We start from the raw sequence: 20,598 nt of genomic DNA, 5'->3' as shown, positions 1-20,598 counted from the left end.
TATCGATACGCATGAAAAGAGTTATTCGAAGAAAATGAGAAAATATGTCCTTACAGCCTTTCTGTTATTTCTATTATTCGGCCTACCTAAAATTAGTTTAGGACAAAAAAACATTTCAGCCCAGCCCGATAGTTTTTTCTTAGTTGCAAGAGATTTGGCCATACAGGGAGAGTACCAACAAGCCCGAAAAATATGCTTTAGCATTCTTGATAATTTTCCCGATTATCATGATGTCAGGGTATTAATCGGTCGATCATTTGCTTGGGAACAAAAATTTGATTCAGCCAGAATCCACCTAATGCAAGTAGTTCAAAACGACAATGATTTCATAGATGCCCATTTAGCTTTACTGGATGTAGAAATCTGGTCTAGAAACCTCCCTGCAGCATTGGAAAAAATAAATTTCATATTGCAAAATCATCCCGAAAATCTGGACTACCGATTAAAAAAAGCTCAAGTTCTCTTTAAAATGGGAGATGATGTAAAAGCAAAAACTCAGTTAAATTATATTTTAAGTAAAGACAAGCAGCATAAAGCTGCTAAAAACTTGCTCCTTCAACTTGAGCATAAGCAACATTATAATTTCTTATCATTAGATTACTCATTAGAAACTTTCCAAAAACCTTATGTTAAAAATTTGCATTTAGCTTCTCTGGAATACTCAATGGTTCTTAAAAAGACAACATTTATTGCTGGTTTTCATACTGGTTTTTCAAATATTAACAATTTATCAGGAAATCAAATTCAACTGCAGGCTTACCCTGTAATCAATAATAAGATGTATGCCTTCCTTAACTATAGTTATGGATTTAAGTCTATTTTCCCAAAAAACAGGGCAGCTTTTGAGCTCTATAGGGAATTAACTAATGCTTTTGAGGTATCAGGGGGTGTACGATATTTGCAATTTGGAGAAGATACTGCTAAAACCAACATTTATATTATTACTGGCTCCATTAGTAAATACCAAGGTAATTATTGGTTTTCGATTCGCCCCTATTTAAGCCCCAAAACATTTGGAATTTCACAAGCTGTGAGTCTGGAAATGAGAAGGTATTTCAAAGATTCTAAAAATTATCTTTTTACACTCGTTTCATATGGAAACACACCTGATGATCCGGCCAATAACATTAATAACCTTGAGAAATTTCAATTAACAGCCGCATCATTTAAAATTGGCTATCAGGATTATTTATCAAAACGCTTATTATTCCAAATAAAAGCAGGCTTAAGTGTGCAGGAATATCAAGCTTCAAAAACACACTACCCTGTTGATTTGTTTGCTAAATTGTATTACCTGTTTTGATGGTTTTAAACGAGACAGGTAACTTTTAGTGATCCAGAAGTATATACTAACAGATGGTATCAGAATCAGGTAGAAAAATGAAAAGAATTAAGATATGGCAAAGCTATGCTCTTGCTTTGTTATTGGTTGCTATTTTCACCAATCTTGGACTTGCCCAGAACAATCCTATTGAAGATTTTTCATTCAAGGTTCAGATATCCTCATCTTTCAATAAGCAGGAATCAATAATCGATTTACAAGAAAAATTCGGACTAACTGAAGAAGTAATTGAACTGTTGGATAAAAATTCCTATAAATATGCAATTGGAAATTTCAGTACTTATAGTCAGGCAGCAGCTCATCGTGACAAGTTTATTGCAAACACAGGTAATAAAAAAGCATTTATTATAGCCGTTAAAAGTGGCAAAATTCTCACGAATTGGACTAGAAATGATGTTGGGATAATAAAACCTCCTGATACTGATATCGCTAATTATATAGTAGAAGCACAGGTATCCGAAGACACAGTAGAGACTATGCCTAATAAGCAAAGCGATAGTTTTGACATTGAATCCTTGAATGATCAGAAAATATTAAAAAAGAATTCGTCAAACTATGGCCCTTTTCCAATCAATATTGTTCAGCGAATAAGTGATTTTATCGAAATCAATTTCACATCCAGTAAGATTATTTTATTGGCTGTAATTTGCATTTTATTATTCTTGTTTTCTTTTACGATCCTTATTATTCTGCTTTTTATAAGAAACATTATCAAAAACCGACAAGAAAAACAAATTAAGCATTACAGAGAATATTATCAAAATATACTGACGCAATATCTATTTAGCGATAAACCGGAAGAATCAATTCCTCATGAATTTCATGGACGAAAAAACAGTCTTGAAAAAGAAGCGCTTATCACTGAAATGTTGCTTTTACATAAAACACTTTCTGGAGAAATAAAGAAAATAATTCAAACATTATATCTCGAATTAGCACTCCATTCTTATTCTATGAAAAAATTAGAGAGCAAGAAATGGCATGTAAAAGCGCAGGGAATTAATGAACTTTCTCAAATGAATGTGAATAGTTCAACAAACAGCATCGTTAGAATGTTGGATAGTGACAATGAAATTATTAGAATGGAATCTCAATGTGCGATAGTCAACCTACATAAAAGCAATCCGTTCTCATTTCTTGATCATTTAAAACACCCTCTTACTGAATGGGAAAAACTTAATATTCATTATCTGACAGAAAATGCAAAAGCAAAAATACCTCAATTTAAAAATTGGTTGAATACAGAAAATGATTCTCTGATAATATTCTGTTTACAAATGATTGCTTTATACAAACAAAATGATGCTTTAGACGAAGTTGAAAAACTCTTCACTAATACGAATGAAGAAGTTCGTAAAAATGCATACATAGCAGCTGATAAAATTGGAGTAGATTCCCTTTCTGATGCGCTCAAAGAAAAATATGCAGACGAAGAAGTGGAAAACAGATTAAAAATAATTAAAGCATTAGGTAATATGTCTGATTATTCCAATCTGGATTTCATGGAAAACAAACTCCAAAATGAAACTGATTTTGCAACACGATTAAAACTGGCTTCCTCAATTTTAAAATATGGTCGAAAAGGAAAAACCATATTATCTAATTACTTAAGTAGTAACGATAGTGATGTTCAGCGTATAGTCAACCATGTCCTTGATAATCGAATCTAACCCATGATGGCCTTATTTGAAATATTACAATCGTTTCTTAACACCATATTTTTTATTTTCGGCTTTGTCATAGTCTTATCATACATTATACTTTCGTTAGTATCCTATTTTGCCTTAAGAAAATATGTTAAAAAAAGCAGCTTTACCGTTTACGACCGATTAACCTCTTCTCCTTTTGCTCCCGGAGTTTCAGTAATTGCACCTGCCTATAACGAAAGCAAAACGATCATTGAAAATATTCGTGCATTAATGTCATTATACTATCAAGATTACGAAGTGATTATTGTAAATGATGGAAGTAAGGATGATAGTCTAGAAAAAGTTATCGAGCATTACAAAATGGTTAAGGTTGATTATGCAGTAAATTATCAACTTGAAAGCAAGAAAATAAAAGGCATATATAAATCAACTGATAAATCTTTTTCGAAACTACTATTGTTGGACAAAGAGAATGGTGGGAAAGCAGATGCGCTTAACGCAGGAATCAATATTTCCAACAAAGATTTATTCGTAGTCATTGATGTAGATTCAATTATTGAGCATGACGCCTTACAGAAACTTGTAAAACCTTTTCTGGAGGAAAAAGACGAAAAAATATTAGCCACAGGAAGCGTTATTCGCGTAGCAAACTCTTGTGAAGTAGATCATGGCAAAATTGTTAATGTGAGGTTTCCTAAACAATTACTTGCTCAGTTTCAAACTCTAGAGTACAACCGAGCTTTTCTGATGGGGCGAATGGCCTGGGGAAAATTAAACGGTCTTTTACTTATATCGGGTGCAATAGGCATGTTCGATAAAGCGTGTGTGATAAGCGCTGGAGGATACAACACACAGACGGTGGGTGAAGACATGGAGCTAATTGTCCGGATGAGAAGATATATGGAAGACAAAAGGGAAAAATACAAAGTAATTTATATTCCTGATCCATTGTGTTGGACTGAGGTTCCAACAAAACTTAAAGTACTGGAAAGGCAACGAAACAGATGGACCCGAGGAACAATCGAAACACTGACCATGCATAAGAAATTGTTTTTCAACCCTAAATATGGGGTTATGGGCATGTTTGGTTACCCTTATTGGTTTTTCTTTGAATGGCTGGCTCCAATCGTTGAATTATTTGGCATCACCTATTTCCTGATTTTAAGTATAATGGGACAAGCAAATTGGCCATTCTTTTTCCTCATGCTTGCATTTATATATTCTTTTGCTATATCTTTTTCAATATGGTCTATTGTGTATGGTGGTATGAGTTTTAACAGATACAAAAGCAATAGTGATTTTATCCGTCAAATATTAACAGCCATTATCGAACCTATTATCTATCATCCATTTATAATTTATTTTGCTGTAAAAGGTAACATAGATTATTTTAGAGGAGTTAAAAGTTGGGGAAAAATGGATAGGGAAGGATTTCAATCAAAAACTAAAATCAAAAGCTAATAAACTTACTGAAATTGTTTGCTCAAGTTGATAAACTTAATTCCTTTGACTTTATTAACATCTTCAAATTTTGAAATCTCCTTTTCAAAGGTGCTTCTTTCGTAATTTTGTGAGACTATTTTCTTCTTGAGAATATATTTATGAAAAAGATTAAAATACTTTTACTACTAACAATTATTTCGTTTCTGAGTCATGCAGAAATTATCAATGGTTTTGTATACGACAACCTTGGAAAAACAGTAAGTGGTGCACTGGTTCAATTTACCAATGAATCCGATCAATCAAAAATCTACCAAACCTATTCGGATGCACAAGGCAAATACGAAATTGATATTCCCGTATTACTGAATTCTGAATATCAGCGTTTACAATTGTACAAACCTTTTCCAAGCCCATTTTGCCAATCAACAACTATTTCCTTTTTTAATCCGGAAGAAACACAAATAACAATTTCTATTTACAATATCAGCGGGCAAAAAATAACCCAATTACATAATGAGGTTACGCAGGCAGGCTTTCATCAATTGACTTGGAACGATGCACTACAAATTGCCCCAGGTGTCTATTTTATCTCCTTAACCTCCGCTACTGAAAGACAGGTCAAAAAAATTATCAAAATGAAGGATTGTCCGAATATTGGTCTTGGCGGAAGTTGGCCTTACGACTTTTTCAGCGATAGCAATCTCATTAATTATGAAGTTAAAATTTCAGGAAATGCTTTTGAGACCTTAACAACTAGTGATTTGAGTTTTGGGAATCAAAGCACCAAAGATTTTTATGTATACCGATCTCATAAAATACCTTTTGCATGCAATAGCAATTATTTGGGCATTTGGAATGGGCAATCATACAGTGATTTTTTCATCAAAGGAATTAATTTGGGTGTTTCCAAGCCAGGAACTCATCCTGGAGAATTGGCTGCCGATCGGGAAGATTATCAACGATGGCTCGTTCGAATTGCTGAGATCGGATTCAATGTTATCAGAACCTACACTTTGCATTATCCACGTTTTTACGAAGAACTGGCTAATTACAACATCGAACATCCTGAAAATCCAATCTACCTTATTCAAGGCGTTTGGCTCGAAGAAGAAAATCCAAGTGCAGATTTATATGATTTAACTGCTTCTTTTGATCAGGAAATTGAAGAAAATGTTGACTGTATTCATGGAAACAGAACAATTGGTCATCGATTTGGGAAGGCATATGGAGAATATAAAAGCGATGTTTCTCGATGGACCTTGGCCTATATAATTGGTCGTGAAATACATACACATGAAGTAGCTATTTCAAACGCGAACAATTCAGCTATCAGTAGTTTTTCAGGAGGAGCTTTCTCAATTGCATTAGCATCTCCTTCTGAAGTTTGGATTACAGCTCGATTGAATCACTTGGTTGTTTATGAGCGAACCAATTATCAAACCGAAAGACCCATTAGCATGAGTAGCTGGCCAACACAAGATCCTTTAGATCACCCCACTGAAACACATACATCAGAAGATTCAACCGAATATGATATGCATAAAATAAATAGCGATAAGGCAGTTGCTGGATATTTTGCAAGCTATCATGCCTACCCTTATTATCCCGACTTTATTAGTATGCAGTCTTCCTATCAAAGCTATTTCGATTCAAATGGCATGAATTCATACAAAGGCTACTTAGACGATTTAAGAAAGCATTATACAGGTCGACCACTAATTATTGGTGAGTTTGGAGTTCCTTCGAGTTGGGGAAATGCGCATTTTTGTTCGACTGGAATGGATCATGGTGGGCATGATGAGCTAACACAGGGCAAATACAATATCCGTTTACTAAATACAATTGATCAAACCAACTGTGGTGGGGCTATTTTATTTGCCTGGATTGATGAGTGGTTTAAAGTTACCTGGATAGTAGATACCATTGGAACAGCACAGGAAAGACGACCACTATGGCATAATGTAACTTCTCCAGAACAAAATTTTGGGATGATTGCCTTTGAACCTAAAACGATCAATTATACTGAATTAACGCTGGATAATACTAATTGCAATATCAAAAGCATGAAGGTGGCTGACGATGATCAGTTTTTTCATGTTCAAATAGAACTTAAATCAGTAATTGAAGCATTAGACACCCTATGGATTGCACTCGATACCTATCGGGATGATTTAGGCGAAAGTATTTTGCCTAATGGAGTGAAAATAAAAAACAGATCGGAATTCCTTTTGCGAATTACACCTGGCGATTCGGCTAATCTGTATAGTACACAAGCCTATGATTTATTCGAATACTGGCATGGCAATGCTGATCCCAAACAATTATTTCATTCTATTGCAACAGATGGAGATCCGTGGCATATCATACGTTGGCGAAACAATATTTTTGATACCAGCATTTTTTATATTGGGCAATTAAGATCTCGACATGAAAATGAACAAGCAAGCTCAAAAGATGCTGTAGTATGGAGCGGAAAAAATATAAACATTAGAATTCCATGGACTTTATTGTTATTCACTGATCCAAGTAAGATGGAGGTTTTGGATGATGACCGATCTTCCTGGGAACGAGAAACTGTCAAATCAGATGGCATTTCATTAAATTTTGTCCAAAACAATTGTATTACAAGCTCGGATCGATATAGTTGGCTGGGCTGGAATCAGGCCAGACCATATTCCGAAAGAGAAAAACCATGGATTTCCGATTATAATAAAGCATTGGAAAAACTGAATGAATTCAGATAAGTTGGGCCACAAATTCAATCCAATTCTTTTCTCCCCTTTATACTTATCTGTCAATAACTTTTCATTTGCTTTTTCAGAATATCCATTAGTTTTGATTTTAATCTGAGGCAATTATGCTTAAAAATATCCTTAAAATATTCACAGGAACCTTATTCTCAAGGATATTCGGATTTATCCGGGAAATTATTGTAGCCAAATTCTTTGGAACTGGTAATATTGCTGATGCTTTTACGCTTGCTCTCATATTCCCTAATTTATTTCGACAAGTACTTGGTGAGGACATGGTCGAAAGAGCATTTATGCCTCCCTTCAAAACGATATATGACCAAGGAAATAAAGCCAACTCCTGGAAATATATTTCAGTGGTTTTCAACTGGTTTTTTATTGCACTCATTTTAGTAACAGCCATCCTCTATCTGGTCATACCATTATTCTTCTCCTTGAAAGATTCATTTCCGGAAATATTCGGTTTCATTTTCAAAGATCAAAGCTTCAATTATGATTTGAGTTTAAAACTCATCATGATCATTTTACCATTTTCCATTTTCATTGGTGTAGCGGCATTTATTGGTAGCATGCTTAATTTTTTCGAAAAAAACTGGATTTTTGGCTTTGCACCAGCCATGCTTAGTGTGGGTGTTATTTCAGGAATTTATGTTCTTTATCCTTCCATTGGAGGTTATTCAATTGCTGTTGGATATGTTTTTGGTGCCTTTTTGCAGATGTGCATTCAATTGCCCTTTATTTTCAATAAGAAATTCAAAAAAGAAACAGACAGAAAATATGATGGTTTAAAGCTAAAATCAACAGATCATCAGTTTAAGACACTCAAAAGAGAGAGCAAGCTTATAACACTCAATGCACTTTTTGATAAAACACAGGAAGTATTTGGACGATTTTTCGCAGCCACTTTGATAGCGGGTTCCACTTCTTCTCTTTTTTATGCCGCTCGATTATATCAATTGCCTTTTGCCATTTTATCCTTGCCAATTACACGTGGAATCAATCCTGAATTAAATAAAATGAAGGCTACAAAACAGTATGATTTATTTAGTCTGACATTCTACAAAGGCCTACGATTATATACATTGCTATTTATTCCCGTAACAGTTATCTTAATCATTTGTGCACCTGAATTGGTTGATTTGATATTTCGAAGAGGAAAATTTGATAGCAATTCGTTATCCCTAACAACGAATGCATTTTCTATGTATGCAATTGGTTTGTTACCCATGAGTCTGGTAGGTTACTACAAAAGGGTTTTATCGCTCTTCGATAAAAACAAATATGCCTTGAATATTTCAATTGTAGGAGCAATATTAAACATTGCTTTTGCCATCATCTTAGTCAGGTCAACCAATCTGGGACATGCAGGAATAGCGCTTGCATCTTCCTTGGCATTTAGTATAAACATGCTTGTGATGGGAAATTATCTCAAAAAAGAACTGCATGAATTTGTTCATAAATCTTCTAGTAATGTCATTAATCTAATTATTATTCTTTTTATTGGTATTTGCATTATAGCTGGTATAAAATATTTTGATCTCTTTTTCATTACGAACAAAACAATCTCCTTTCTTTCACTTTCAATTAAAGGAATTTCAGTCTTACTAATTTTCTCTACTATTTATTTCCTTAATCCGAAATTAAGGTCTATTTTACTTAGTTTCTTCAGGAAGTAGTATTCTTGAATTTCATTGAAAACAAATAAATAGCATTTTTTTTGAATGCAAAAACAGCATCATATCGACTGGTTTATGCCTTAAGTATACATCCTGAATTAGGAAATTTGATAGAAGCTTATGCTGTCAAATTAAATCCTGATAAATCATTCAGTTTATCCTTTAACAAAGTCAACTCACAAAACCTAAAAACCGAACTATATTCTGTTGATGCTACTGACCTCAAAATCGTAGACTTAATAGATCAATATTCTGACGAAAAAATTGTGAAACGCTTTAGTAAAAAAGTGGTTAAGTTTTCTGATTTCTGGAAGAAAATTGAGGATAAAAAATTCGTTGATCAGCTAAGACCTTATATAGAAAAACGATTATCATCCATTTATCAGCTAATCAGTCATCATCATATTCCGCTTTATTTCAAAGGAGAAAAGAAAGAACATATTAAGGATAAAGCGATTACATTTTTAAAAAAACAAACAGATATTGTATTTAATTTCAGCAGAACTGATGAGGATTTAACGTATCACCTAAGCATTCGTAATGGAAAAGAACCCATTAAACTTTTTGAAAAAGATCTTCATGTGATTTGTTCGAAACCGGCAGTTATTATTTTGGAAAATCAATTACATCATTTCAATGCAGAAGTAGATTCAAATAAGTTTAAACCATTTATTAATAAGGAGTTTGTCCATATTCCAAAAGACAAAGAAAAACAATATTTCAAAAGTTTTATTTACAATTCTATTCGAAAACATGAGGTTAATCCGGAAGGATTTAGCATTCAATTATCAACAAGAAATCCAACTCCCAAACTGCATATTAGTAAAAACTGGCAAGATATTTATGTTTTCAATCTTGAATTTGATTATGGCGTAAAAAGCATAGCAGCAAATGATTTAAACAATTCTTTTGTTGAGCTAAAAATTAATGATGACGATTATCAATTTGTCAAGCACATTCGGCTTCCTGAATTTGAAAACAATATTAAATCTCATCTGACTAAAATTGGTCTTAGGTTGTTAGAAAATGCATCCTATGTTACTTCTGATAATCTGGAAAAAAAAGACAATAGTTTATTCAATTTACTGGCATTTCTGAATCAACATGAAGTTGATTTGGCTGAAAAAGGGATACCTATTATTCAGGCAGAAGAAGAAGTTCAATATTTCACAGGCAAAATTGATCTAGAAATTAGCTTTAGCGAAAAACCCGATTGGTTTGACATGCATGCTGTCGTGAAGTTTAATACCTATGAAATTCCATTTATTCGACTCAGAAAAAACATAGTTAATGGAATTCGAGAATATAAATTGCCTGATGGTAGCATAGCCATATTACCAGAAGAGTGGTTCGCAGAATACCGAGATGTTTTGGCCTTTGCTGAAAAATCAGATGGAGAGATAAAAATTAAAAAACAGTTTTTTAACGTATTGGAAACTGTGCCTGGATTTGAGAGCGATTTCAAAACAAAATTTAAGGCTTTAAATAGCCCAGAATCTCTCGATAAATTACAAATACCCTCAGAAATTCAAGCCCAGCTGCGTCCTTATCAAAAAACAGGATATAGCTGGATGAATAGTTTGGCTGAACAAAACTTTGGTTGCTGCTTAGCTGATGACATGGGTCTTGGTAAAACTCTGCAGGCATTGGCTTTATTACAAAAACACCAACACATTAATCCTATTGAAGATTCAGCAAATACTGAAATACAGCTTAACTTATTCACTACTAATCAAGCTACTGATCAGCGAAAAACTTCACTAATTATAATGCCTACATCTTTACTTTATAATTGGGCCAATGAGATTCAGAAATTTGCACCTAAGCTTCGCTTTTATGTTCATGAAGGAGGGAAAAGAGGGAAAACTGCCAAACTTTTTAAGTATTACGACATTATCATAAGCTCCTATGGTTTGGTCAGAAATGATATTGAAATTTTCAAAGACATTATTTTCAATTTCGTGATTTTAGACGAAAGTCAATTTATTAAAAATGCTGATTCCAAAGGTTTTAAAGCCGTGATGCAGCTTCAAGCAAATCATCGAATTACACTAACTGGCACACCAATTGAAAATTCATTAAGTGATTTATGGTCGCAAATGAGTTTCATTAATCCAGGGATTTTAGGCGATAAACGATATTTTAAGCAGGAGTTTATCAAACCCATTGAAAAACAACACGATGAACTTGCTGCTGAAAAATTGAAAAGATTAATTGGCCCATTTATTCTTCGAAGAACAAAATCGGAAGTAGCTAAAGACCTGCCATCCCTTACAGAGCAAATCCACTACTGTACAATGACAGACGCGCACCATAGTTATTACGAAGAAAAGAAATCCCAAATAAGGAATCTATTATTAGGACAGGTTAAAAGTGGTGATATCAGTCAAAAAATGATTGCAGTTTTAAAAGCATTAATGCAGTTGCGATTAATTGCCAATCATCCCCTATTAGTTGATCCAGAATATCAAGAGGATTCTGGAAAGTTCAATGAAATAATTCGCTTTATGAATAATGCGCAGGCAGGTGATCATAAAACATTAATGTTCTCTTCTTTTGTAAAACATTTGAACCTTTTTGCTGCTCATCAGGATGAAATGAAAAATCCCTACCTCTTTCTAAGTGGAAAAACCAAGTCTCTAGAGAGAAAAAACATGGTTGATAAATTTCAGAAAGATGCTAACATTAAATCCTTTTTAGTTAGTATAAAAGCGGGTGGAGTAGGACTCAACCTTACGGCTGCTGACTATATTTTTATACTTGATCCGTGGTGGAATCCAGCAGTTGAAAGTCAGGCCATAAACCGTGCACATCGTATTGGACAAGACAAAAAAGTATTTGCCTATAAATTTATTACCAAAGATAGTATTGAAGAGAAAATCCTGAACTTGCAGCGATCCAAAAAAGGATTGGCAGATACATTTATCAACTCGAATAATCCACTACGATCCATGAATAAAAACGAGATTGAAGAATTGTTTGAGTAAAAACATTTCCAGTTTCTCAGTGTCTCCTGAAAAGGGACATTGGATTTCAATTCATCATTGTCCTATGAGAGAGAGACTAATGTGAAAAAATTGTGTTATTACTCATTTTTCTAAGCTATTAAATACTAGATCCTTCCTATTATCCCAAAACACAATTAATTCAATTTCTTTTTTCCTTGGCTTTACACGATAATAAAGAGAACTATATTTTGTTACAAAAGCTTTTCTTGTATTTCTCACGAGCTTCATTCATCACGTGTTCATGTTGAATAAGATTACCCTTATCTGCTTCTGCTACACCCTGCTCAATAGCATCTCTTTCTTTCTCACTAATGTTATCCCACCAATCCGAAGCTTTTTCTCTTTTCAATATTTCTTCAACTTTCTTTAAAATTGCCGGTTTTTCAGTGTTAAGTATCAACTGAACCAATTCTAGCTTTTTTGCATGTAAACTCATATTTTTTCATTCTTAATACGAATTTACTAATTTAACGTATAATATTCTAGCTTCAATGTTTAATTTTTACAGTCCCAGCAGAGTCTCTATTTAGAGGACTCTGCTGAAAAATAAAATTCCAATAACCCATTACGATCCATGAATAAAAACGAGATTGAGGAGTTGTTTGAGTAAAAGTATTTCCAGTTACTCAGTGTCTCCTGAAAAGGATACTGGATTTCAATTCATCAGTGTCCTCTGTGAGTGACACTGATGTGAAAAAAAAATTGAAACTCATTTTACCATATCAGAATAATAACCAATGACCCTTCCCTGACAAGACTATTTTTTCCTATAAATTTGCTTTCGATGACCAATTTTAATGACTTCAATAATTAACTTGTCATCTTCAATTAAATATAAAATTCTAAACACACCACTTCTTAATCTATAAACAGAGTTATCGCCTTGAAGTTTCAAACATGATGTTGGTCGTGGATTATTTTTCAGGGAGTCTATTAGTACAATAATCCGATTTCTATCCTTTTGGTTTAATTTGAGAAGTTCTTTTTTAGCTTTTACTTTTATAAAGATTGAGTATTCCATTTGATACTAATTATTCAATCTCCTTTTTTACTGATTCCCAAGGTTCGGCTGCTTCATTACGTCTTAATTCAATGTCTATAACATCCTCAAGATTTTCAAGAAAATCAACATATTCTCTTCCTGAAAGCTTTCGATAACTCAAATCAATTTGTAAAGCAATTCTTTTTCCCTTCTCGTCAGTAACAAAATTTACACCTTTCATAATTCCATCTTTTCTGTTACGAATTTAAGAATAAATAATCTTTCTTATAGACGATATCAACTTAAACATTCCATTCAAATACCTAAGCAGATATTACTAACACTCGATAAAAGAATAATGCTCCTCCAGAATCAGCAGAAACATGAATGTCAATATTTCAATTCCAAATTCCATTTCAATTCCACTAAATTTGTAGCCAGAATAAAATTACATGAAAGTACAGATAATCAATCGCTCAAAGCATCCATTACCAGCCTATGAAACAATCAATTCTGCTGGCATGGATTTACGTGCCAACATTGAAGAAAATATTATACTTAAACCATTGGAGCGCTATTTGGTTCCTACGGGTTTGTTCATTGAGTTACCTACTGGTTATGAGGCGCAGATAAGGCCAAGAAGTGGAAACGCCTATAAATTTGGGATTACAATATTGAATACCCCTGGAACTATCGATGCTGATTATCGGGGAGAAATCAAAGTATTGCTGATCAATTTATCAAATGAAGAATTCATTGTAGCAGATGGTTTAAGAATTGCACAAATGATCATTTCAAAACATGAAAAAGTGAATTGGGAAACCGTAGAAATACTTTCAGAAACAGAACGTGGAGCAGGTGGCTATGGTCATACTGGTATAAAATAAACTTTAAACTTTTTACCTGACGAAGCTTTAGCGAAGTCTGGTTAACCTTTAACTTTAAACTTGACAAATGAATATTATTATCCCAATGGCAGGAATGGGTACTCGCATGAGACCACATACGTTAACAACCCCTAAACCATTACTTGAAATTGCCGGTGTAACCATAGTCGAACGATTAATTCGGGATTTGGCCAAAATGGTTGGTGGTGAGGTTGACGAAGTAGCCTTTATCATTGGTGATTTTGGCAAGAAAGTAGAAGATAATTTACATGCCATTGCTGCTTCCTTAGGTTATAAATCAAAAATATACTACCAATTAGAAGCTTTAGGAACTGCTCATGCCTTATGGTTTGCTCGGGAAAGTATGCAAGGACCTGTTTTAGTTGCCTATGCAGATACTCTTTTTAGCACAGATTTTAAAATAGACTCTAGAGAAGATGGTTATATCTGGACAAAACAGATTGAAGACCCATCTCAGTTTGGTGTAGTTGTTCCCGATATCAATGGATATATTACCCGATTTGTAGAGAAATCCAAAGAATTAGTTTCCGATTTGGCCATTATTGGCATCTATTATTTCGGAAAAGGAGAAGACCTTAAAAAAGAAATTGACCATTTAATTGATAATAACATCAGAGGTAATAATGAGTATCAACTGACCGATGCACTTGAAAACATGAAAGCCAATCACACTAAATTCAAAGTAGCTAAAGTAGATGGATGGTTCGATTGCGGCAATAAAAATGCAACAGTTGATACCAATAAAGAAATTCTGAAACTAATTGAAGATGAAAATTTAATTGACGAAAGTGTTGTTATGGAAAATTGCGAATTTACAGGCCCTTGCTACATTGGAAAAAACGTGAAAATTAGTGGTGGGAAAATTGGCCCCTATGTTTCCATAGGAGAAGGCACAATTATTGAAAACTCAGAGATTGAAAACTGTATTATTTATTCAAACACTCACATTAAGAATGCATCACTAAGCAATTCTATGCTGGGAAATTACGTTAAGTATGAAGGTGTATCATCAAAAGATGTGAGTTTGGGCGATTATTCTAGTATAATTTAAATTGGTAGTACTTCATGTAAGCTAAAGTTTGAAGTATCAAAAGTTGTTTAATGAGAAAATACATTTACATATTTTTTTTAGTTGGTTTGGTCTTTGGATTGGCTTCCTGTAAACTTAATAAAAGCACAACGGAAGAACCAATTTTTACTCTAGGAAATTCAGGAGATAAATCTGCAAAAATAATTGCTTTCAATAATTACTACATGGATGCAATTAAAGCCGATTTGGTTGAAAACAATCCGAATAAAGCAATAGATAAACTCAAAAAATGTTTGACTTTAGATGCAAATAATACGGCCGTTTTATTCAAAATAGGTCAAATGTATGACAAGGTTCAGCAATATGCTGATGCTACCAAAGTCCTAGAAAAAGCGGTTGACCTTGACAAGGAAAATGTATGGTTTTATCTATTACTGGCTGATGTTTATCAAAAGCAAAGCAAAACCGATAAAGCTGTTGAAATCTACAAATCACTAGTAAAAATTAAGCCATTAGATATTAGTTATCAATTTTCATTAGCAAATCTTCATCTTCGAAATAATGAGCCGGAAAATGCAATTAAAATCTATAATGACATTGAAAGTGAAATTGGGATAAATGATCAACTTTCTGTTCAAAAAAAGAATATTTATTTGAGTTTGAATAAGGCAGAAAAGGCAATTGAAGAAATTGAAAAGCTAATAGATGCCTATCCTGAAAATACAGATTACATTCGTCTTCTAATAGATTTATACATCGCAAATGGGCACGAATACAAAGTGGTTGAGCTTTATAAAAAGATCATTGAAATAAATCCACATGATGGAACAGCTCATTTGATTATTGCTGATTATTATCTTCGAAATAACAAGATTAAAGAAGGTACAGAAATGGGTCTGAAAGCAATAGGCAACCCTAATTTGGATGTTCAAACCAAGCTCACTTTTTTGGTTTTAAATTACCTGAATAAAGAAATAAACGAAGGCAATAGAGAAGTTGTCCTGAAAATGGCTGACTTAATGATAGAAACTCATCCTGAAAATCCGAGAGCTTTTACTTTTAGAGGGGATGTTTATACCTCATTGAAGGAAGATAAAAAAGCCATGAGCGATTATAAAACAGCTTTGGGATTTGAAAAAAACATTGTAGAACTCTGGAAGAAAGTGATTGGTTTTGAACTGGAGAAAGGACATTATAAATCGGCCATAGATTTTGCAGAAGAAGCTCTCGAGTATTTCCCAACGAGTCCTGAAATATATTGGCTAAACGGTTTGGCTCATTTGAGACTTCAAGAAAACAAAAATGCTGAAAATTTGCTCCTTCAAGGTTTGGATTATATTGTAAATGACAAATGGCTGCAATATCAATTCTACACAAATCTGGGAGAAGTTTATAACAGTTTAAAAGAGTACGCAAATTCGGACAAGTATTTTGAAATGGCTATGGAGATTGATACAATTGATCCTTTTGTGCTTAACAATTATGCTTACTATCTTTCTTTGAGAAAGGATAAACTCGAAAAGGCCAAAACTATGTCGGCAAAAAGTTTGGAAATTGATCCGGATAATCCAGCTTACCTCGACACTTATGGATGGATACTTTATCTGAATGGTGAATATGCAGAAGCAAAAGAATACATTGAAAGAGCACTTAAAGTAAAACCCTGGGATGCTGATATACTTGAACATTTAGGTGATAGTTGTTATCAATTAGGTCTAATAGAAGAAGCACTCAAACATTGGGAAAAAGCCAAACGCAAAGGTTCGGTATCTGAATTCATCGATAAAAAAATAGCTGACAAAAAGTTATATGAATAAACTTTCGATCATATTCCTTGTTGCACTTCTTACCTTAAATGCTTGTAAGAGCAAAATACACTTGCAATCAGGTGAAATACCTCGAGATCTCAAAAAAGTAGTAAACACAGTTGAAGAATCGCAGCTTGATTTTGAAACAGTATCAGCAAAAGCAAGAGTTCATTTCAAAGGACAAGGCATAAATCAATCGGTCAGCGTACATTTCAAAATAATAAACGATAGCATAATTTGGGGAGCAGTAGCAGCAACCCTTGGTTTAGAAGTAGGCTATTTCTACATCACAAAAAATGAAGCTATTGCAATTGATCGATTTAACAGACGCTATTTTCAATATTCGATTCCTGAACTGGAGAAATTAGCCGGTATTCCTGGACTTAATTATTCTCAACTTGAGAATATATTAGTTGGAAATTTCGTGTATGAATTGGATGATTTTTCTGAAATAAAAATTGAGAAAGATGTATTGGCATTTATTGGAAAAGAAGAAAGTTATTTCAGGCATACTTTAATCAATACAACTCTTTCACAATTATCAGGATATGAATTAAGAGATACTTTGGAGAAATGGAATGCAGTACTTTCCTATACAGCTAAACTTATTAATGAGGATAAGTCAATTCCTAAAATCATTGAAGCTAGATTATTTTTGCCTAAAGAAACCTATGTAAAGGTAAATTATTACAAAGTCGATTTTAATAAATCTTTAGATATTAACACCTCAATTCCAAATGACTATCAGAAAGCAAATTAGTTTTATCACAGCAGCTTTGCTGGTTTTGTGCTTTTCTGTTGCTAGCTTTTCACAAACTGTTGCTGAATTGGAAAAGCAGCGCAAGCAAAAGGAGAAAGAAATTGAGTTAACTAAAAAACTCATCAATGAAACGGGTATTAAAGAAAAGAAATCGCTGGATTACTTAAATGTATTAAATGTACAAATCGAAACTAGGGAATCATTGATTAATACCGTTAGGCAAGAATTGAGATATATAAATGAAGAAATAACCGATACAAAAGATATTGTTGAATCCATGGAAAAGGATTTACAAACCTTGAAAGCAGAATATGCAAGCATGGTGAGGTTTGCCTACAAAACTAAAAATAATTATACAAAACTTGGCTTTATCTTCTCAGCAGAATCATTTAATCAATCCTACAAACGACTAAAGCTATTACAAAATTACAGTGAGTTCCGTAAAAAACAAATGGAACTAATTCTTGAAACAAAAGCAACCATTGAAGAAAAATTAACTGAACTAGAAAAGAAGAAACAGAAACAGTTAAAGCTATTGAACATTCAAAATTCAGAAAAAGAAAATCTGATTAAAGATAAATCAGGACAAGCACAATTGTTGGGTAATCTTAAAAAAGAAAAATCCAAGTTGAAAAAGGATCTGGCTAAGAAAGAAAAAATAAAAAAAGATTTAAACAAAAAGATTGAGCAAATTATTCTGGATGAATTTAAAAGAAACAGTAAGAAAAGTAATTCTGGAACATTTGAATTAACTCCAGAAGCAGCACAACTATCCAATGACTTTGTAAATAATAAAGGCAAGCTTCCTTGGCCAATTGAAAAAGGCGTTATTAGTGAAAATTTTGGAAGACATAAACATCCAACTCTAGATATTGATGTTGTTGTAAATGGTATCAAATTTATATGTCCAAAAGGTTCAGAAGCCCGAGCTATTTTTAACGGAACTGTAACTCGCGTATTTCCTATACCCGGAGCTGGAAATTCAGTGCTCGTGAATCATGGAATGTACTATACTGTGTATTCGAATTTGGATGTAGTTTATGTTAAAATGGGGGAACAAATTACGACCAAGTTTAAATTAGGTAAAATTCGCTATGATCAATCTAGCGGAAAAACTGAAATGGAGCTTCAAATATGGAAGTTGAAGGGAGCACAACAACCTGACAAACAAAATCCTGCCTACTGGATTTATAAAAAATAGTTTACTCCGGACAACCAGTATTTAAGTCAGCTGGTCGTGAAAAAGCAGGATTATTGATAAAATCATTATCAGTGAATGTTTTTAAAAATACGATTAAATCGGCTTTTTCTTGCTCGGTTAGTTGTGTACCACCAAATGCCACATATTTCATTAACGGATCTATTTGAGGTGAATTCACCAAGCCATGACTATAATGTTCAAGAACTTCATGCAATGATGAAAACCGACCATCATGCATGAATGCATTCCGTAACTCAACATTGCGAAGAGTAGGTGTGAAATATTTTCCCATATCCTGAGGATTTCCTGTTACGGAATATCGGTCATCCAAACCTTTAAATACACTATCAATTGCATTGTTCATAAACTGATTATTACTCAATAAAGCAATTTCTCCATGGCAATGAAAGCAATCAGCTTTTTCAGACATAAAAAGTTGAAGCCCTCTCTGTTCCCGAACAGTCAAGTTGATTTCATGTCGAACATACTGATCATATCTGGAATTATAGGAAACCATACTTCTCATAAATGAAGCAATTGCTTTTGCAATTCGGTCAATATTAACTTCTTCAGTTCCAAAAGCATCTTTAAACATAGGGGGATAAATTGGAATACTTTGAATTGCCTCGACTGCAATTTTATGGGTAGTTGCAAATTCAAAATCAAGACCAAATACAACTTTCACAACATCTTCTATTGATGCACTTCCTCCAGCCCAACCATAAGTAGGTTGTTGCCTATATACTAAATTGACATGCGGCATTACGGTGTGTGGAGAATAAATACCCATTACACCTTCTCCTCGTCCTGTTGAATTATTAGTAACAAAACCTGTTTCCTGTGTGTGACAACTATAGCATGATTGCATGGAATCACAATGAAAACGACCATTTAGCCTACCATCATAATATAAATAACGCCCAAGTTTTACACCTTCAACTGTCATTGGATTATCAGCAGGAATATTTAAATCGGTAGGAAAAAAACGAGGCTGAGGCAACTCATATGGAGTAGTAACATGACTTTCAATTAGAATCGGATTATCACGCTTACAGGATTGAAAAAGTGTTCCAGACAACAAAACTAATAAGATAAAATAACGCATCATATAGTTGTATTTAAGTATGTAATTGCCGCAATTTAAGTGCCACTTAATCAACATAAATAGTGTAAATATGCTGAATGTTTGTCAATCGGATTTTGAACAAATAGAAAATTTATTCAACTTCATATATCTCTGATTATCTATGCCTTACAAGTTGAAGGAAATAATGCTTTGCTATTATTCCCAATATTGAATCAAACATAGCTTTAAAACTAAGATCAGCAATTTGCTCTACAACTCACTGCTTACAGTCCTTTCCAAGAAATCTGCCTTAAAGAAAGAACCATACTAACATGGAATTCAATTCCATTTTTAGCACGTTTTCTCATATTTAGATATTATTCTGATAATGAGATGCCTGGGGCTATTTGGCCAAAGTGTTAGTTGTTGATTATCAATGTGTTAGTATTTTGTCACATGGCTTGTATATATAATAGTATAACTTACTGATAGAAACCATGACAACAGCAACCATTAGCACCGCCAACACCAGCATCCAACTGACAATCGAAAAAGTGATCGTTCTTTTTGCTTCTTTAATGGTTTTAACATTTGGATTAAACGCACAAACAATTCAGGATGTTTTAAGAGTAAGCGTAAACGGTAATGGTTACACAGACGAAGCAATCGTAAGATTTCACGAAAACGCAACAAGTGGTTATGATGTAAATTTAGATGCATATAAAATGTTTAGCTTTAACAATGACGTTCCACAAATTTTTACCTTAGTTGACGAAACAGAAGAATTTGCCATCAATGCACTTCCAAGTTTAATCGAAGAAACATCAGTAGTATTAAATGTACAAGTAGGAATCAGCGGAACTTATACAATCACAGTTAGTTTTTCAGATTTTAATGAAGATGTAAGCGTAATGTTAGAAGATACTAAGAATGGTAACATGGTTGATTTTCGTCAGGAAATGACTTACACATCTA

At 33.5% G+C, this 20,598-nt stretch carries 16 protein-coding genes; 12 read left to right on the top strand and 4 right to left on the bottom strand.

Annotation, left to right across the window (positions count from 1 at the left end; genetic code table 11):
- Nucleotides 1-34: 34 nt before the first annotated feature.
- The 6 genes from yaiO to HOG71_06395 all read left to right on the top strand — a co-directional run bounded on the left by yaiO (nucleotide 35) and on the right by HOG71_06395 (nucleotide 11,847).
- The gene (yaiO, locus tag HOG71_06420) at nucleotides 35-1,303 is read left to right on the top strand and encodes a YaiO family outer membrane beta-barrel protein (GenBank protein ID MBT5990471.1); all 1,269 of its coding nucleotides are present in this window, start codon (nucleotides 35-37) and stop codon (nucleotides 1,301-1,303) included.
- 77 nt (nucleotides 1,304-1,380) lie between these two features.
- On the top strand, nucleotides 1,381-3,012 hold the full coding sequence (locus HOG71_06415; protein MBT5990470.1) for a HEAT repeat domain-containing protein: 1,632 nt from the start codon (nucleotides 1,381-1,383) through the stop codon (nucleotides 3,010-3,012).
- A 3-nt stretch (nucleotides 3,013-3,015) separates the two neighbouring features.
- The gene (locus HOG71_06410; GenBank protein ID MBT5990469.1) at nucleotides 3,016-4,452 is read left to right on the top strand and encodes a glycosyltransferase family 2 protein; all 1,437 of its coding nucleotides are present in this window, start codon (nucleotides 3,016-3,018) and stop codon (nucleotides 4,450-4,452) included.
- A gap of 140 nt (nucleotides 4,453-4,592) precedes the next feature.
- Complete coding sequence (locus tag HOG71_06405; protein MBT5990468.1) at nucleotides 4,593-7,178, top strand: T9SS type A sorting domain-containing protein; 2,586 nt, start codon at nucleotides 4,593-4,595, stop codon at nucleotides 7,176-7,178.
- A gap of 113 nt (nucleotides 7,179-7,291) precedes the next feature.
- Nucleotides 7,292-8,860 carry a murein biosynthesis integral membrane protein MurJ gene (murJ, locus tag HOG71_06400; GenBank protein MBT5990467.1) on the top strand — a complete coding sequence of 523 codons (1,569 nt, stop codon included), beginning with the start codon at nucleotides 7,292-7,294 and terminating at the stop codon, nucleotides 8,858-8,860.
- A gap of 41 nt (nucleotides 8,861-8,901) precedes the next feature.
- Nucleotides 8,902-11,847 (top strand): ATP-dependent helicase, encoded by a 2,946-nt coding sequence (locus tag HOG71_06395; GenBank protein ID MBT5990466.1) that lies wholly within the window; start codon nucleotides 8,902-8,904, stop codon nucleotides 11,845-11,847.
- 202 nt (nucleotides 11,848-12,049) lie between these two features.
- Here HOG71_06395 and HOG71_06390 read toward each other — a convergent pair whose 3' ends face one another.
- From HOG71_06390 to HOG71_06380, 3 genes are all read right to left on the bottom strand, one after another.
- Nucleotides 12,050-12,304, bottom strand: coding sequence for a hypothetical protein (locus HOG71_06390; GenBank protein MBT5990465.1), 255 nt, complete (start codon nucleotides 12,302-12,304; stop codon nucleotides 12,050-12,052).
- A gap of 321 nt (nucleotides 12,305-12,625) precedes the next feature.
- Nucleotides 12,626-12,889: a type II toxin-antitoxin system RelE/ParE family toxin gene (locus HOG71_06385; protein ID MBT5990464.1), complete on the bottom strand. Its 264-nt coding sequence runs from the start codon at nucleotides 12,887-12,889 to the stop codon at nucleotides 12,626-12,628.
- 10 nt (nucleotides 12,890-12,899) lie between these two features.
- Entirely contained in the window at nucleotides 12,900-13,091 is a 192-nt protein-coding gene (locus tag HOG71_06380; protein MBT5990463.1) for a hypothetical protein, read from the bottom strand.
- 211 nt (nucleotides 13,092-13,302) lie between these two features.
- On the opposite strand from HOG71_06380, the gene dut reads away from it, so the two are divergent.
- The 5 genes from dut (at nucleotide 13,303) to HOG71_06355 (ending at nucleotide 18,557) form a co-directional block, all read left to right on the top strand.
- Nucleotides 13,303-13,737 (top strand): dUTP diphosphatase, encoded by a 435-nt coding sequence (gene dut / locus HOG71_06375; protein MBT5990462.1) that lies wholly within the window; start codon nucleotides 13,303-13,305, stop codon nucleotides 13,735-13,737.
- Between the two features lie 67 nt (nucleotides 13,738-13,804).
- Entirely contained in the window at nucleotides 13,805-14,809 is a 1,005-nt protein-coding gene (locus tag HOG71_06370) for a nucleotidyltransferase (GenBank protein ID MBT5990461.1), read from the top strand.
- Nucleotides 14,810-14,859: 50 nt separating this feature from the next.
- Complete coding sequence (locus HOG71_06365; GenBank protein MBT5990460.1) at nucleotides 14,860-16,605, top strand: tetratricopeptide repeat protein; 1,746 nt, start codon at nucleotides 14,860-14,862, stop codon at nucleotides 16,603-16,605.
- Complete coding sequence (locus tag HOG71_06360; GenBank protein MBT5990459.1) at nucleotides 16,598-17,356, top strand: DUF4292 domain-containing protein; 759 nt, start codon at nucleotides 16,598-16,600, stop codon at nucleotides 17,354-17,356. The genes HOG71_06365 and HOG71_06360 overlap by 8 nt, the downstream gene beginning before the upstream one ends.
- On the top strand, nucleotides 17,334-18,557 hold the full coding sequence (locus HOG71_06355) for a peptidoglycan DD-metalloendopeptidase family protein (GenBank protein MBT5990458.1): 1,224 nt from the start codon (nucleotides 17,334-17,336) through the stop codon (nucleotides 18,555-18,557). Before HOG71_06360 ends, HOG71_06355 begins: the two co-directional genes overlap by 23 nt.
- A gap of 1 nt (nucleotide 18,558) precedes the next feature.
- Here the strand turns inward: HOG71_06355 and HOG71_06350 are convergent, their stop codons facing one another.
- A complete protein-coding gene (locus HOG71_06350; protein ID MBT5990457.1) occupies nucleotides 18,559-19,665 on the bottom strand; it encodes a cytochrome-c peroxidase in 1,107 nt (368 codons plus the stop codon).
- A 455-nt stretch (nucleotides 19,666-20,120) separates the two neighbouring features.
- Here HOG71_06350 and HOG71_06345 point away from each other — a divergent pair.
- A partial coding sequence (locus HOG71_06345; GenBank protein ID MBT5990456.1) for a hypothetical protein occupies nucleotides 20,121-20,598 on the top strand: 478 nt, incomplete at its 3' end.

The organism is Bacteroidota bacterium, from assembly GCA_018698135.1.
Lineage (GTDB): Bacteria > Bacteroidota > Bacteroidia > CAILMK01 > JAAYUY01 > JABINZ01.
This window is presented reverse-complemented; position numbering and strand designations above follow the sequence as displayed.